This is a genomic window from Corynebacterium otitidis ATCC 51513 (genome assembly GCF_000296405.1).
Lineage (GTDB): Bacteria > Actinomycetota > Actinomycetes > Mycobacteriales > Mycobacteriaceae > Corynebacterium > Corynebacterium otitidis.
Window position 1 is genome coordinate 554,609 of sequence record NZ_JH815192.1, and the last position, 15,274, is coordinate 569,882.

The 15,274-nt window shown below is 70.7% G+C and carries 11 protein-coding genes; 1 reads left to right on the forward strand and 10 read right to left on the reverse strand.

What is annotated here, in order from left to right; translation table 11 throughout:
* From HMPREF9719_RS02450 to HMPREF9719_RS02485, 8 genes are all read right to left on the reverse strand, one after another.
* Window positions 1-2,864, reverse strand: a 2,864-nt coding sequence (locus HMPREF9719_RS02450) for a translation initiation factor IF-2 N-terminal domain-containing protein (protein ID WP_004600386.1), incomplete at its 3' end; no start/stop codon positions are given.
* A 263-nt stretch (window positions 2,865-3,127) separates the two neighbouring features.
* On the reverse strand, window positions 3,128-3,538 hold the full coding sequence (ndk, locus tag HMPREF9719_RS02455) for a nucleoside-diphosphate kinase (protein WP_004600387.1): 411 nt from the start codon (window positions 3,536-3,538) through the stop codon (window positions 3,128-3,130).
* Window positions 3,539-3,584: 46 nt separating this feature from the next.
* Window positions 3,585-4,016 carry a DUF4233 domain-containing protein gene (locus tag HMPREF9719_RS02460; protein ID WP_004600388.1) on the reverse strand — a complete coding sequence of 144 codons (432 nt, stop codon included), beginning with the start codon at window positions 4,014-4,016 and terminating at the stop codon, window positions 3,585-3,587.
* Window positions 4,013-5,614, reverse strand: a complete 1,602-nt coding sequence (gene folC / locus HMPREF9719_RS02465; protein ID WP_004600389.1) for a bifunctional tetrahydrofolate synthase/dihydrofolate synthase — start codon at window positions 5,612-5,614, stop codon at window positions 4,013-4,015. Before folC ends, HMPREF9719_RS02460 begins: the two co-directional genes overlap by 4 nt.
* A gap of 4 nt (window positions 5,615-5,618) precedes the next feature.
* Window positions 5,619-8,309 carry a valine--tRNA ligase gene (locus HMPREF9719_RS02470; protein WP_004600390.1) on the reverse strand — a complete coding sequence of 897 codons (2,691 nt, stop codon included), beginning with the start codon at window positions 8,307-8,309 and terminating at the stop codon, window positions 5,619-5,621.
* Between the two features lie 30 nt (window positions 8,310-8,339).
* On the reverse strand, window positions 8,340-9,635 hold the full coding sequence (clpX, locus tag HMPREF9719_RS02475; RefSeq protein ID WP_038075017.1) for an ATP-dependent Clp protease ATP-binding subunit ClpX: 1,296 nt from the start codon (window positions 9,633-9,635) through the stop codon (window positions 8,340-8,342).
* Window positions 9,636-9,841: 206 nt separating this feature from the next.
* Entirely contained in the window at window positions 9,842-10,501 is a 660-nt protein-coding gene (locus HMPREF9719_RS02480; RefSeq protein WP_004600392.1) for a 3-oxoacid CoA-transferase subunit B, read from the reverse strand.
* Window positions 10,502-10,509: 8 nt separating this feature from the next.
* The gene (locus HMPREF9719_RS02485) at window positions 10,510-11,295 is read right to left on the reverse strand and encodes a CoA transferase subunit A (RefSeq protein WP_004600393.1); all 786 of its coding nucleotides are present in this window, start codon (window positions 11,293-11,295) and stop codon (window positions 10,510-10,512) included.
* A 133-nt stretch (window positions 11,296-11,428) separates the two neighbouring features.
* Between HMPREF9719_RS02485 and HMPREF9719_RS02490 the strand changes: the two genes are divergently transcribed.
* On the forward strand, window positions 11,429-12,616 hold the full coding sequence (locus HMPREF9719_RS02490) for an acyl-CoA dehydrogenase family protein (RefSeq protein ID WP_004600394.1): 1,188 nt from the start codon (window positions 11,429-11,431) through the stop codon (window positions 12,614-12,616).
* A gap of 27 nt (window positions 12,617-12,643) precedes the next feature.
* Here the strand turns inward: HMPREF9719_RS02490 and HMPREF9719_RS02495 are convergent, their stop codons facing one another.
* Together HMPREF9719_RS02495 and HMPREF9719_RS02500 are read right to left on the reverse strand one after the other, a co-directional pair.
* Complete coding sequence (locus tag HMPREF9719_RS02495; protein WP_004601751.1) at window positions 12,644-13,960, reverse strand: LLM class flavin-dependent oxidoreductase; 1,317 nt, start codon at window positions 13,958-13,960, stop codon at window positions 12,644-12,646.
* A 41-nt stretch (window positions 13,961-14,001) separates the two neighbouring features.
* Window positions 14,002-14,979, reverse strand: coding sequence for a transporter substrate-binding domain-containing protein (locus HMPREF9719_RS02500; RefSeq protein ID WP_004600396.1), 978 nt, complete (start codon window positions 14,977-14,979; stop codon window positions 14,002-14,004).
* Window positions 14,980-15,274 lie beyond the last annotated feature (295 nt).

Here is a 15,274-nt window from a genome sequence, read left to right on the forward strand (position 1 = left end):
TCGGCGCGGCCGCCGGTCGCCTCTTCCGCGTCGCGGTCCGGCGCGCCGGCGTCGACGTCCTCGCGGGCGTCGGCCGCCTCGTCGGCGGCGTCGACGACGTCGTCCTCGTCGCCGCGGCGGCGCCGCTCGGCCTCGAGGTAGGCCTCGGTCTGCTCGCTGTCGACGGGCTCGTCGAAGAGCACGAGCCCGCGGCCCTCACAAGCCTCGCACGGCTTGGAGAAGGTCTCCAAAAGCCCGGTGCTGATCTTCTTGCGGGTGAGCTGCACGAGCCCCAGCGAGGTCACCTCGGAGACCTGATGGCGGGTGCGGTCGAGCTCGAGCTCCTCGTTGAGGCGGCGCAGAACGAGGTCCTGGTTCTCCTCGAGGACCATGTCGATGAAATCGATGACGACCATCCCGCCGACGTCGCGCAGCCGAAGCTGGCGCACGATCTCCTCGGCGGCCTCGAGGTTGTTGCGCGTCACCGTCTCCTCGAGGTTCCCGCCCGAGCCGGTGAACCGCCCGGTGTTGACGTCGATGACGGTCATCGCCTCGGTGCGGTCGATGACGAGCGAGCCGCCCGAGGGCAGGTAGACCACCCGCTGGAGGGCCTCCTCGATCTGCTCGTCGATGTTGAGCTCCTCGAACGCGTCGCGCCCGCCGTGGGCGCCGCGGTCGTAGCGCTCGAGCCGGTCGCTCAAGGACCCGGCGACGGACTGCACATAGGCGTTGACGGTGTTCCACGAGCGCCGCCCGTCGACGACGAGCCGGTCGACCGACTCGTTGAACAGGTCGCGCACGACCTTGACCAAAAGGTCCGGCTCCTCGTAGAGCGCCACCGGCTTCGCTCCCTTGCTGGAGCGCTCCTTCTTCGCGCGGCGCTCGATGTCGTCCCACAGGCGGGTGATGCGCTGGATATCGGCGCCGATCTCCTGCTCGTCGACGCCCTCCGCGGCGGTGCGCACGATCGCGCCGTCGCCCTCGGGTACGAGGCCCTTGACGACCTTCTTGAGCCGGTTGCGCTCCCCGGCGGGCAGCTTGTGCGACACCCCCGCCGTCGAGCCGCCCGGCGTGTAGACGAGGAAGCGGCCCGCGAGCGAGACGTGCCCGGTGAGGCGGGCGCCCTTGTGGCCGGAGGGGTTCTTCGTCACCTGGACGAGCGCCTGGTCGCCGTTCTTGAAGACCTGCTCGATGCGGCGGGAGCGCCCGTCGAGCCCCGCGGCCTTCCAGTCGACGTCGCTGGCGTAGAGCACCCCGTTGCGGCCTTTGCCGATGTCGATGAACGCCGCTTCCATCGAGCGCAGCACGTTTTGCACCCGGCCGAGGTAGACGTTGCCGATGAGCGAGGCCTGCCCCTCGGAGGTGACGACGTGCTCGACGAGCCGGCCGTCCTCGAGGATGCCGACCTGGGTGAGCGTGCCCTCGCCGTCGCGCTCCTTGTCGCGCACGACGATGGTGCGCTCCACGTCGCGGTGCTTGGCGTGCGCGGCGGCCTCGTCGGCCTCGGTGAAGGCCGGCTGACCGTTCCGGCTGCGCTCCTGGCGGCGGCGCCGCTTCGCGGCGAGCCTCGTCGAGCCACGCAGCGCGACCGGCTCGTCGCGGCGCTCCGGCTCCTTCTTCTCGGATTTGTCCTTGGAGTCCTTGGAATCCTTCGAGTCCTTGGCGTCCTTGCCGCCCTTGGCCTTGTCCTTGCGGCGCCGCTCCCGACGGCCGCGCCCGCCGGTGGCCTCCTCCTCGGCGTCGTCGGAGTCCTCGTCGTCCGCGGTCTCCTCGGGCGCCTTGAACAGCGGGGCGCGGCGGCGGTTCGACGATCCGGCCGGCTTCGGAGCGGGCTCGGCCGCCTCGCCGGCGGCGTCCCCGGCGGGCTCTCCCACCTCGGTCTCGGCCGGCTCCTCGGCCTCGTCGCCGGCCTCGGCCTCGTCGTCGCGCTCGGCGGCGAGGTCGCGGTCGACCTTCTGCTCGATCTGGTTGATCTCGTTGGCGACGTTCTTCTCCACCCGCTCGCGGAGCTTCTCGTCGGCCTCCTTCGCCTCTGCGGCATCCCGCGGCTCGGCGAGCGCCTCGAGCAGGCGGCGGGCGTCCTCCTCGACGAGCGTGCTCTGCGCGACCTTGGTGATGCCCAGCCCGTTGAGCGCGACGATGAGCTCCCGCGACGTCGCGCCGAGCCGCTTCGCGAGCTCGTGGACGCGCTGCTTCGGCTTGAGCGAGGCGGCGTCGAACTCGCGGGCGGCGCGCCTCGTCTCCTCCGAGACCGCGCCCTCGCTCGTCGCGCCCCGGCGGCGCCGCGACCCGCCGCGGGCGGGCTTGCCCTGCTTCTTCTTGTCGGCCTTACCGTCGTCCCCCTTTCGGGACGCGGCAGACTCTTCGGCCTTGTCGGCCTTCTTCGCGTCGCTGGCGGCGGGCTTCTCGTCCTTCTTCGCGCGCCTCGCGCCGCGCTTGCTCTCGCGCTTGGGCTGCGTCTCCTCGGGCTCGTCGCCCTTGTTGCCCTTCGCGTCGGGCTGCGCGCCGGCGGCCTTGGGCTTCGCGGAGTGCGTGCGGCGGCGGGTGGGCTTGCCCTTCGCCTCCTCGCCCTTCTTCGGGCTCTCGGACTGCTTGTCGCCCTGGTCCTTCTTCGCGTCCGCGTCCTTCTTGGCGCCCTGGTCCTTCTTCGCGCCGGACGACTTGGCCTTCCCGGCGCTTTTCTTGGCGCGGGCGGGCTTCTTCTTTGCGGACTCGTTCTCGCCCTCGGTGGAGGAGGTCGTGTCGGCCTCGGCGTTGGCGGTTGTCGCCTGCGCGTCCTTGACCTTCTTGTCCGTCGGGCCGCCGCTCGCGCTCGCCCGGCGGCGGCGCCTCGCCCCCGTGGCCTTCTTCTTTTCGTCGCGGGTGTCGTTCTCGGAGTTCGCCACCGTTTCTCTACTCTCCTTGTGTTTTTCGTCGCGCCGCGGGCGAACCGCGGCGGCTCGGCGCGCGCCTCGCTGGGGGCGGCGCGCCGGCGCGCGGGGGCCAGGCTCGTTCCGGCCGCGCCGCGCGTCGTGGGTCTATGAAGTTGTCGATGCGGCGCTACTCGGGGCCTCTCGTTTCGGCCCCGGCGCCGGGGAAGATGGTGCCGCCCGCCCGCGCCGCTGGGCGCGGGGCGGGCGGGGTTGAGGATCTTAGCCTCTGTGGTGTTTTAGAGGTTCGGGAACCAGATGCCGATCTCGCGCTCGGCGGACTCCGGGGAGTCGGAGCCGTGGACGACGTTCTCCGAGACGGTGAGCCCGAAGTCGCCGCGGATGGAGCCCGGCGCGGCCTTGGCGACCGGGTCGGTGCCGCCGGCGAGCTGGCGCCACGCGTCGATGGCGTTCTCGCCCTCGACGACGCCGGCGATAAGCGGCCCGGAGGTCACGAAGTCGACGAGCTCGCCGTAGAAGGGCTTGTCCTGGTGCTCCTCGTAGTGCTTCTCCGCGGTGGCGCGGTCGGCGACGCGCAGGTCGAGGGCCGCAAGGGAGAGGCCCTTCTTCTCGATGCGGGAGATGATCTCGCCCACGAGGCCACGCTTGACGCCGTCCGGCTTGATGAGGATGAGGGTGCGTTCAGTCATGCCGCCATGCTACCGGAGAAGGCCCGCCGCTCCGGGGCCCGGGACCCTAGCTGTGTTGGGTGGTTAAAAGCCCGCGCTCCATGCGGGCGATGAGCCGGGAGCGCAGGTGGAAGATGTACCACCACACCGCCGCGAAGATCGCGGCGGGGAAGAACAGCGAGGCGTGCACGAGAATCCCGCCGGCGACGGCCGCGACCTGCAGGGCAATGATGACGACCTGGATCTTCGGCACCCGCTGGAGGAACGCGGCAAGCAGCATGAGGGTGGCGAGCACCGTGATGTAGCCCCAGTTGAAAGGCGTCCAGTGCTCCCCGCCGTCGACGCGGAGGATGACGGTGAGCGAGAGGTAGAAGGTGATCGCCTCGAGCACGAGGGTGCCGGCCTGCACGCCGCGCAGGCCCTTCATGGGGTCCTTGGCGGGCTCGTGGCCGCGGCCCAGGGGGCCGACCTCGGAGGCGTGGTCGTCGTTGGTGGTCACGCGGGCTCCTTCCCGAAGAGGGTGCGGGCCTCGCCTGCGGTGACGACCGAGCCGGTGATGATGATGCCCGAGCCGGACTGGACGTCGGCCTCCTCGGCGAGCTCCACGGCGAGCTCGATGGCGGTGGGCAGCGAGTCGATCTCGTGGACGCGCTCGTCGCCGAAGATGTCGCGGGCCCGCTCGGCGAGCTCCTCGGCGGGGATTGCGCGCGGCGAGGTGTTCTGGGTGATGACCACCTCGTCGAGGCGCTCGTTGAGGATGGCGAGGATCCCGTCGGCGTCCTTGTCGCTCAAGATCCCGACGACGCCGATGAGCCGGTCGAAGTTGAAGTCGCGCCCCAGCGCGTCGCTGAGCGCCTTGATGCCGTGCGGGTTGTGGGCGGCGTCGATGAACGTCGTCGGCGCGGAGCGCACCCGCTCGAGCCGGCCCGGGGAGGTGACGGCCGCAAAGCCTGCGCGCACCGCCTCCTGGTCGAGCTGGTGGCCGGGCGCGGCGCCGAAGAACGCCTCGACCGCGGCGAGCGCCGTGGCGGCGTTTCTCGCCTGGTGCTCCCCGGAGAGCGGCAGCATGATGTCCTCGTAGCGCCCGGAGAGCCCGTTGATGGTGAGCATCTGCCCGCCGACGGCGACCCGGGACTCGACGACCCCGAACTCCACGCCGGCGCGCGCGACGGCGGTCTCGGTGTCGACGGCGCGCTGGAGGATGACGGGCATCGCCTCGGGGTCCTGCTCCGCGACGATGGCGATGTTCTCCTTCGGCGCGATGACATCCTCATCGTCCGTGCGGCGCGGCTTGATGATCCCGGCCTTCTCGCCGGCGATCTCGGCGATGGTGTCGCCTAAGTAGTCGCGGTGGTCGAGGCCCACCGGGGTGATGACCGCGACGTCGGAGTCGATGACGTTGGTCGCGTCCCAGCGCCCGCCGAGGCCCACCTCGACGACGCCGACGTCGACGGGCGCGTCCGCGAACGCGGCGTACGCGATGGCGGTGAGGACCTCGAACTCGGACATGGGGATGCCGGTCTTCTCGTCGACCATCTCGACGTAGGGCTTGATGTCCTGCCACGTCTCGGCGAAGACCCGCGGGTGGATGGGCTTGCCGTCGATGGCGATGCGCTCGGTGATGAGCTGCAGGTGCGGGCTCGTCGTGCGCCCGGTGCGCCGGTGGAAGGCGCGCAGCAGCGACTCGACCATCCGCACCACCGAGGTCTTGCCGTTGGTGCCGGCGACGTGGATCGTCGGGTAGGCGCGCTGCGGGGAGCCGAGCAGGTCCATGAGCATCTCGATGCGCTCGAGCGAGGGGTCGATCTTCGTCTCGGGCCAGCGCTGCTCGAGCTGCGCCTCCGCCATGCTGAGGTTCGCGAGGTCGGTGCGGGTCACCGGGTCCTCGATGGGCTCCTCGTCGGCCTCGTCGCCCTCGAGGTTGAGGGAGAGCCCCGACTCATCCAGGGTGGCCTCCCCGATCCGCGGCTCGTCGCCGGAGTCCTCGCGGTTCTCGCCGGTGAGCTCGGCGCGCAGCGCCTCCGCGTCGGTCTCTAGGCCCTCGTCCTTGCGGTTGTCGCCCTTGTTGACGGCGTCGTTGTCGTCTCGGTCGGCCACGGTCCTACATCGCCTCCAAGCGAGTCGTGATGCGCTCGATCTCCGCCTCCGCGACGGAGCGGCGCTCGCGGATCTTGTCCTGCACCTCGGCGGGCGCCTTGGCGAGGAAGTTGGGGTTGTCGAGCTTCTTCGAGGTGGTCTCAAGCTCCTTCTCCGCGGCCTTGAGGTCCTTGGCGAGGCGGGCGCGCTCGGCGTCCTTGTCCACCGCCTCGGAGGTATCCAGCGCCACCTCGACGGTCGCGCCCTCGAGGCGCGCCTCGATGCTCGCCGTCGGGTTGAAGCCCTCGCCGGGCTCCTTGAGCCTCGCGAGCTGGGCGATCGCGTCGCCGAGCCCCTCGAGCCCCGCCGGGGCGAGGTCGACGCGGGCGGGCACCCACTGGTTGGGCTTAAGCCCCTGGTCGGCGCGGAAGCGGCGGATCTCGGTGATGAGGCGCTCCGCGTCGGCGACGTGGCGCGCGGCGTCCGTATCGACCGGCGCGCCGGCGGTGGTGTCCTCGGCGGTGGGCCACGGGGCGAGCAGCACGCTCTCGCCGCCGGTGAGCGCGCACCACAGCTCCTCGGTGATGAACGGCATCGCCGGGTGCAGGAGTTTGAGCACGACGTCGAGGACGCGGCCGAGCACCCGCTGGGTGGCGGTGCCGCGGGCGGTCTCGCCCTCGCGGGGGATCTGCGTCTTGGCGATCTCGACGTACCAGTCGCAGAACTCGCCCCACGTGAAGTGGTAGAGCTCCTCGTTGGCCTTGGCGAACTGGTAGGCGTCGAGGTTCCGGTCGACGCTGGAGCGCACTTCCTCGAGGCGGTCGAGGATCCAACGGTCCGCGTCGGTGAGCTCGTCTCGGGCGGGCAGCTCGCCGACGTGCGCGCCGTTCAAGAGCGCGAACTTCGTGGCGTTGAAGATCTTCGTGACGAAGTTCCTCGAGCTCGCCGCGTGGTCCTCGCCGACCGGCAGGTCGGTGCCCGGGTTCGCGCCGCGCGCGAGCGTGAAGCGCAGCGCGTCCGCGCCGAAGCGCTCCGCCCAGTCCATCGGGTCGATGCCGTTGCCCAGCGACTTCGACATCTTCCGGCCCTTCTCGTCGCGCACGAGGCCGTGGAGATACAGGTCGGTGAACGGCACCTGGGGGCGGCCCTCGCGCCCGGCGCCGAGGATCTCCGGGGTGGTGGTCGAGGCGAACGTGCCGAACATCATCATCCGCGCGACCCAGAAGAAGAGGATGTCGTAGGCGGTGACCATCACCGAGACCGGGTAGAACTTCGCCAGCTCCGGGGTTTTCTCGGGCCAGCCCATCGTGGAGAAGGGCCACAGCGCCGAGGAGAACCACGTGTCGAGCACGTCCGGGTCCTGGGTGTAGCCGGCGGGCGGCTCCTCGTCGGGGCCGACGCACACGACGTCGCCGTCGGGGCCGTACCAGATGGGGATGCGATGCCCCCACCACAGCTGCCTGGAGATTGTCCAGTCGTGCATGTCGTCGACCCAGTCGAAGTAGCGCGGCTCGAGCGAGGCGGGGATGAGCTCGGTGTCCTTCTTCCGGATCGCGTCGCCGGCCATGCGGGCGAGCTCGTCGACCTTGACCCACCACTGCATCGACAGGCGCGGCTCGATCGGCTCCCCGGACCGCTCCGAGTGGCCGACGGAGTGCACGTAGGGCCGCTCCTCCTTCTCGATGCGGCCCTGCTCGGCGAGCGCCTCCCTAATCGCGACGCGGGCGTCCTCGCGGCTCATCCCGTCGAAGCGGGTGCCCGTGCCAGCGATGTGGCCGGTCTCGTCGATGACGCTGGGCATCTCCAGGCCGTGGCGCTGGCCCATCGCGTAGTCGTTGGGGTCGTGGGCCGGGGTGATCTTCACCGCGCCGGTGCCGAACTCGCGGTCCACGTAGTCGTCGGCGATGACCTCGACCTCTAGGTCGTCGCGCAGCGGGTGCGGGAAGCGCTCGCCGACCAGGTGCCGGTAGCGCTCGTCCTCGGGGTGCACGGCGATCGCGACGTCGCCGAGCATCGTCTCCATGCGGGTCGTCGCGACGACGAGGTGCGGCTCGTCGTCGTTGAGCGAGCCGTAGCGGAAGGACACGAGCTCGCCCTCGACGTCCTTGTAGACGACCTCGATGTCGGAGACCGCGGTGCGCAGCTTCGGCGACCAGTTGACCAGCCTCGTCGCCCGGTAGATGAGCCCCTTGTCGTAGAGCTGCTTGAAGATCGTCTGCACCGCGCGGGAGAGCCCCTCGTCGAGGGTGAAGCGCTCCCGATCCCAGTCGACGGAGTCGCCGAGCGCGCGCATCTGGCTTAAGATCGTGCCGCCGTACTCGCGCTGCCACTCCCAGACCTTCTCGACGAACTCCTCGCGGGAGTAGTCGAGCCGGTCCTTGCCCTCGGTCTCCTTCAGATGCGCCTCGACCTTGGTCTGGGTGGCGATCCCCGCGTGGTCGGTGCCCGGCAGCCACAGCACCTCGAAGCCCTGCATCCGCTTGCGGCGGGCGATCGAGTCCATGAGCGTGTGGTCGAGCGCGTGGCCCATGTGCAGCCGGCCGGTGATGTTCGGCGGCGGCAGCACGATGGAGAACGGCGGCTTTTCACTCGACGCGTCCGCGTGGAAGTAGCCGCGCTCCACCCACTTCTCGTAGAGTTCGGGCTCGCGCTCCGTGGGCTCCCAGCTCGCGGGGAGCCGATCGGCGGGGTTCTTCGAGTCAGTCACGGCGCCCATCTTAACGGCCCCGCCCGGGCCCAAGGCCCGCTAGGCCGACCAGCGCGCGGGCGCCTGGTCGACCTCCACGGGCTCCTCGCCGCGCACGTGCGCGGCGGTGATCGCGACCTGGCCCGGCTCGTCGCGATCGGGGATCTCGTACATGACGGGCACGAGGAGCTCCTCCATGATCGCGCGCAGCCCGCGCGCGCCCGCGCCCCGCTCGATCGCGAGATCCGCGACGGCGCCGAGCGCCTCGTCGGTGAAGCTCAGCTCCACGTCGTCCATCTCGAAGAGGCGCTGGTACTGCTTCACGAGCGCGTTGCGCGGCTCGGTAAGCACCCGCACGAGCGCGTCCCGGTCGAGGTCGTCGACCGTCGCGACGACGGGCAGGCGGCCGATGAACTCGGGGATGAGGCCGAACTTCACGAGGTCCTCGGGGCGGACCTGGGCGTAGACGTCGCCCTGGGATTTCTTCTTCTCGCCCGCGGGTTTGAGCGCCGAGCCGAAGCCCAGCTTCGAGCCGCCGGCGCGCTCCCCGATGACCTTGTCGAGGCCCGCGAACGCGCCCGCGACGATGAAGAGGATGTTGGAGGTATCCAGCTGGATGAACTCCTGATTGGGGTGCTTGCGCCCGCCCTGCGGCGGGATCGAGGCGACCGTGCCCTCGAGGATCTTCAAGAGCGCCTGCTGCACGCCCTCCCCGGAGACGTCCCTCGTGATCGACGGGTTGTCGCCCTTGCGGGTGATCTTGTCGATCTCGTCGATGTAGATGATGCCGCGCTGCGCGCGCTCGATGTCGTTGTCCGCGGCCTGCAGCAGCTTGAGAAGGATGTTCTCCACGTCCTCGCCGACGTAGCCCGCCTCGGTGAGAGACGTCGCGTCCGCGAGAGCGAAGGGCACATCCAGGAGCCGCGCGAGGGTTTGCGCGAGGTAGGTCTTGCCCGAGCCCGTGGGCCCGAGCAGGAGGATGTTCGACTTCGCGATCTCCACGTCGTCGTCGCCCTTCGCGTGCCGCGAGCCACGCCCGGCGGCCTGCTCCGCGGCGCGCACCCGCTTGTAGTGGTTGTAGACCGCGACGGCCAGGGTGCGCTTCGCGCGGTCCTGCCCGATGACGTACTCGTCGAGGAACGCGGCGATCTCCTTGGGCTTGGGCAGGCGCTCGGCCTTGTCCTTCCCGGAGCCGCCGGAGCGGGTGGCCTCCTCCTCGATGATCTCGTTACACAGCTCGATGCACTCGTCGCAGATGTACACGCCGCCCCCGGCGATGAGCTTCTTGACCTGCTTCTGGCTCTTGCCGCAGAACGAGCACTTGAGGAGATCGGCGCTTTCTTGCATACGTGCCATGGGTGTCTTTGAAGAAAACTCGCTTCTCGTGATCGGTCGCTGGGTGACGTCGACGTCGAGGCAAGCGGGCTGCCCGCCGGCCTTACATACTCGCCCGCCCCAGCCTACCCGCTTCGGCCCCGCCGGCGGGCGCGCGCCGCGCGCCGCGAGGGCAACCCCCGCCCGGGTGCTCCCCCTTCGCCCGGGCGGGACTCGCCGCCGGGCGGCTACGCGCCGGCACCCCGCAGCGCGTCCGCGACGCGCACCGGCGCGCCGGTGGATTCCACGACCTCGTCGACGGTGACGCCCGGCGCGCACTCGACGAGCTCAAGCCCGAGCCTCGGGTCCACCTCGAAGACCCCGTAGGTCGACACGATCGTGTCCACACACCCCGCCCCGGTGAGCGGCAGCTGGCAGCGCGCCACGATCTTCGGGTCGCCGTTCTTCGTGAGGTGCTCGGTGATCGCGACGATGCGCTTCGCGCCGTGCACGAGGTCCATCACCCCGCCCATCCCTTTGGCGAGCACGCCGGGCACCATCCAGTTGGCGAGGTCCCCGAACTGGGAGACCTCCATGACGCCGAGCACCGCGACGTCGATGGAGCGCGAGCGGATCATCCCGAACGAGTCCGAGGAGCAAAACGTCGACGCGCCGGGCGCGGCGGTGACCGTCTCCTTCCCGGCGTTGGTGAGCTCCGGGTCGAGCTCCTCCTCGCCCGGGTACGGCCCGACGCCGAGCAGCCCGTTCTCCGAGTGGAGGACGACCTCCACGCCGTCGGGGACGTAGTTCGCGACCCTGGTGGGCATCCCGATGCCCAGGTTGACGTACGCGCCGTCCGGCAACAGGCGCGCGACCCTCGCCGCGGCCTCGTCCTTCGTCCACGCCATGGTTCTCCTTAAGCCTCGCTTCCGTTCCCGGCGGCGCGCGGGGTGACGGTGCGCCGCTCGACCTTGACGTCCTGCCTGCCGACCTCGACGACCCGGTCGACGGCGATACCAGGCACGTGCACCTCGTCCGGGTCGAGCTCGTCGACGACGTACTCCGCCTGCACGATGGTGAGCTTCGCTGCGCGCGCGACGTCGGGGTTGAAGTTCCGCGCGGTGAGCCTGAAGACGAGGTTGCCGTAGCGGTCGGCCTTGTGCGCGTGGACGAGCCCGACGTCCGGGGTGAGCGCCTCCTCGAGGAGGTAGAGCTCCCCGCCGAACGAGCGGGTCTCCTTCGGGGCGGTGAACTCCACCGGGGTGGGCGGCTGGCCGCCCTCGCCGGGCCGGTAGCGCTTCGGCAGCCCCGTGGTCGTCATGTCCGTGCCCACCCCCGCGGAGGTGTAAAAGGCGGGGATCCCCGCCCCGCCGGCGCGGAGTTTCTCCGCGAGCGTGCCCTGCGGGACGAACTGCAGCTCGATATCGCCCTCCAGGTAGCGGCGCAGGTACTCGGCGTTGTTGCTCACGTACGAACCGATGCTCGTCGAGATTCGGTCGGCGGCGAGCAGCCGGCCGAGCCCGGCGTCCTCCCTGCCGAGGTTGTTGGAGATGATGGTCAGTCCGCTCGCGCCCTGCTCGATGAGCGCGTCGATGAGGACCTCGGGCACGCCGACGAGGCCGAAGCCGCCGACGGCGATGCTCACCCCGTCGGCGATGTCGGCGACGGCCTCCCGCGCGGTCCAGTGGGTCTTGTCGATCATGAGGCAACGATAACAGAGATATATGCCACACTTCCGGGTTATTATTTTGCTATTCATAGCTTTCGTTGCCCGGTCGCCGCGCGCCGGGCCGTGCTAGCGTGTCCCCCATCACATCGATTCCAGGGAGGACGCCATGACCCATCCGCTCGACTCCAGCCCGGCCGACTTCTACGACCTGTTCTCCGACATTGACGGCCCGGAGCTCGACGCGTGGCGCCAGGCCCAGGCCTTCGCCGCCGAGGTGCGCACCCGCATCGCGAAGGACTGGGAGAACGCCCACTACCCCACCGACCTCGTCGCGCTCGCCGGGAAGCAGGGCCTGCTCACCGACGCGGTCGACGTGCCGGGCCAGCCGACGATCACGCCGCTGGCCTCTAGGCTCATCACCATGGAGGTCTCCCGCGCGGACGCCTCCATGGCCACCGCGATCGCCGTGCAGGCGGGCCTCGCGATGCAGGCCATCGACCAGTGCGGCTCCCCGGAGCAGCGGGAGGCCTGGCTCGGGCCGCTCGCCCGCGCGGAGAAGCTCGGCGCGTTCGCGCTCACCGAGCCCACCCACGGTTCCGACGCCGTCGCCCTCGAGACCACCGCCCGCAAGGACGGCGACTCGTGGGTCATCGACGGGAAGAAGAAGTGGATCGGCAACGGCCACGGCGGCGACATCACCGTCGTGTGGGCGCGCATGGAAGGCGGGGACAACGACGGCGAGGTCGGCGGCTTCCTCGTGCCGCAGGACGCGCCCGGCTATCACTCCCAGGCGATCGCCGGGAAGGTCGCGCTGCGCGCCATCCCCCAGGCCGAGATCGAGCTCGACGGGGTGCGCGTCGACGAGTCACAGCGCCTGCCCGGCGCGACGAGCTTCCTCGCCGCCTCGAAGGTGCTCTCCGGCACTCGCGTGGGCGTCGCGTGGAGCGCGCTCGGCATCGCCATCGACTGCTTCGAGACGGCGCTTAACCGCGCCACGGAGCGCCGCCAGTTCGGCAAGCCGTTGGCGAGCTTCCAGATCATCCAGCAGCGCCTCGCCGACATGCTCCAGAAGCTCACCGCGATGGCGCTGTACTGCCGGCGCATCTCCCAGCTCGAGGCGGAGGGGCGGCTGCGCCACCAGCAGGCCTCGCTGGCGAAGGTGCACAACACCCGCGGCGCGCGCTACATCGCCGCCGAGGCGCGCGACCTGCTCGGCGGCACCGGCATCCTCTTGGAGAACCACGTCATGCGTCACATGGCCGACATCGAGGCGCTCCACACCTACGAGGGCACCGACACCATCCAGTCGCTCATCGTCGGCAAGACGATCACGGGGATCTCCGCGTACGTGTAAAAAACCCGCGGCGCCGGCCGGCGGGGGCTATTCAGCTTCGCCGGCGCCCGGCGCGGGCCCGAGCCCGAGGTTCGCCCGCAGCGTGTCGCCCTCGTAGGCCTCGGGGTAGACGCCGCGCTCCTTCAGCCTGGGTACGAGCTCGTCGACGACGTCGTCGATCCCGCCGGGGATGAGGTAGGGCGTCACGGTGAACCCGTCGACGGCGCCCTTGTCGGCGTATTCGGCGAGCCGGTCGGCGACCTCGTCGAAGCCGCCGACGAACGCGCGGGGCCGCGCGGTGAGCTTCGCGATCGCCGTGTCCCTGATGGACCAGCCGTGGGATTTGGCCTCGGCGCGCAGCCGGTCGGCGACCTTCTTCGCGTCGGCGAACTGGAAGCGCTCGCCGCGGCTGCCGTCGGTGCGGTCGATGACCGGGTCGAAGTCCGGGAGCGGGCCCTCCGGGTCGAGGTCGGAGAGGTCCCTGCCCCAGTAGGCCTCGAGGAAGGCGATCGCCTGCTCCGGGCCGACCTGGAGGCGGCGCAGCTCGCGCTCCTTCTCCTCCGCCTCGGCGGCGGTGGGCGCGAGCACGAACTCCGCGGCCGGCATGATCGCCACGGCGTTCGGCTCCCGCCCGGCGGCGACGGTGCGCTCGACGATGTCCGCCCGGAACTCGACGGCATCCTCAAGCCTCGAGTAGGGCAAGAAGATCACCTCCGCGTGGCGGGCGGCGAAGTCGCGGCCCTGCGGGGAGACGCCAGCCTGGAAGACCACCGGCTCGCCCTGCGGGCTCCTCGGCAGCCCCGGGGCGTGGGAGACGCGGTGGTAGTCGCTCGTAATCGTCGTGGGCAGTCCCCGCCACGAGGCGCGCGCCGCGGCGAGCACGTCGGCGGCGTTGACGTAGCGGTCGCGAAACGGCAGGTAGCCGCCGCGCTTGAAGTTCTCCCCGATCCACGGGTCGATGGTGGTAACGACGTTCCAGCCGGCCCGCCCGCCGGAGACGAGGTCGAGGCTCTGCAGCCGGCGCGCGAGGTCGACGGCGTCGTTGTACGTGGCACTCTGCGTGGCGACGAGCCCGATGCGGGAGAACTCCGCGGCGAGCGCCGCGAGCAGGCTCTGCGCGTCGGGGCGGCCCGCGACATCCAGCTCGAAGATCTCTCCGTTGTTCTCCCGCAGGCGCAGCCCCTCGGCGAGGAAGAAGTAGGCAAACCCGCCGCGCTCGGCGGTCTGGGCGACGCGCCGGTAGGTCTCGAACGCGACCTGCGAGCCCGCCTCCGGCGAGCGCCACACGACGTCCGGGTTGACGCCGTGGACGAACACCCCGAAGCGCAGCACCCCGCTCGGGCGAAAACCCTCGGCCACCGTCATCGTCCTCCTCGCTTTCTTCGCTCACGCCGCCCTGCGGCGCGCTAGTCGTACTCGACGTCGGTGTAGGACTCCAGGGAGTGGGTCTCAGACTCGGGGATCGCCTCCTCGGGCAGGTCCCACTTCTTAAGCGACTCGAGGTAGAGCCCCTCGTCGATGAGCTCGTTGAACGCCGCGGCAAGCACCGGCGCGAGCCCGTCGCCCCGCTTCGTCGTCGACGCGATGAGCGTCTCGTCGGGCCAGCCCTCGTTGACGCGGCCGACGATGACGAGGTCGTCGCGCATCGACTCCCGGTAGCTCGCCGACGGGCTCGGGTCCATGATCGCGTCGACCCGGCCGGCGGCCCCGGCGAGCACCATGTCCTGCCCGTTCGCGTAGTGCGCAAGCTCCGCGGGCTCCTTGCCCTCGGCCTCTAAGAGCTCGTTCCAGTCGAGGAGGATCCGCTCCTGGGTGGTGCCCGCGCCCACCGCGATCCGCAGGCCCGAGATATCCTCGTAGGACTCGATGGTGCCCTCGAACTCCGGCCGCGCGGAGAACGCCATCAACGCGCCCCGGCTGGTGGCGAAGTCGAAGCGCTCCAACCGCTCGCGCGTGACGCCGATGTTGAAGTGCACGACCTCGACGTCGCCGGTCGCGAGCTTGAGCGGCCACGCGCTCCAGTTGATCGGCTGCAGGTCAAGCTCGAGGCCGAGCTTGTCCGCCAGGAGCTGCGCCTGGTCGATCTCCACGCCGATGGGCGTCTCGTTGTCCGTGGCGAGCAGCGCGAACGGCGGGCCCGGCTGCGACGGGTAAGCCACGGTGAGCTTCCCGTCCTCCTTGATGGAGTCCGGCACCGCCGCGGCGAGCTCCGGGCTCTCCTCGGCGCGGATGAGCCCCCGGTCGGGGCTCAAGTCCAGATCCGTGTAGGCGGCGTCCTCGATGGGCTGCGGGTCCGCGCAGCCCGCCGCCAGAGCCCCGGCCAACGCCGCGGCGAGCGCGGGGCGGGCCAGGCGCCCGCGGCGCGTCAACGTCGAGAAAACCATGCCCCGGAAGCATAGCGAGCGCTAGACCGATCGGTCTTTTCGAAGACAAAAAGGCGCCCCGGTAGCCCGGCGCGTGGCCGAGCGCACGAGGCGCCTCTTATGGTGCGGCGAGCGGCGATCACGCAGCTCGCGGCGCTAACCGCGGGGAGCAACCTTTCCCGCGCGGCGGCCGGGAGGCGGTTTCATCCACCCCGGCACGAACCGCACGGCGCGGCGCCTGCGCCGGGCGCCTCGGGCCCGGCTGTTAGGACCGGGCAGCGCGGCGCGAGCCGGCCAGCGCCAGCCCGCCCGCGGC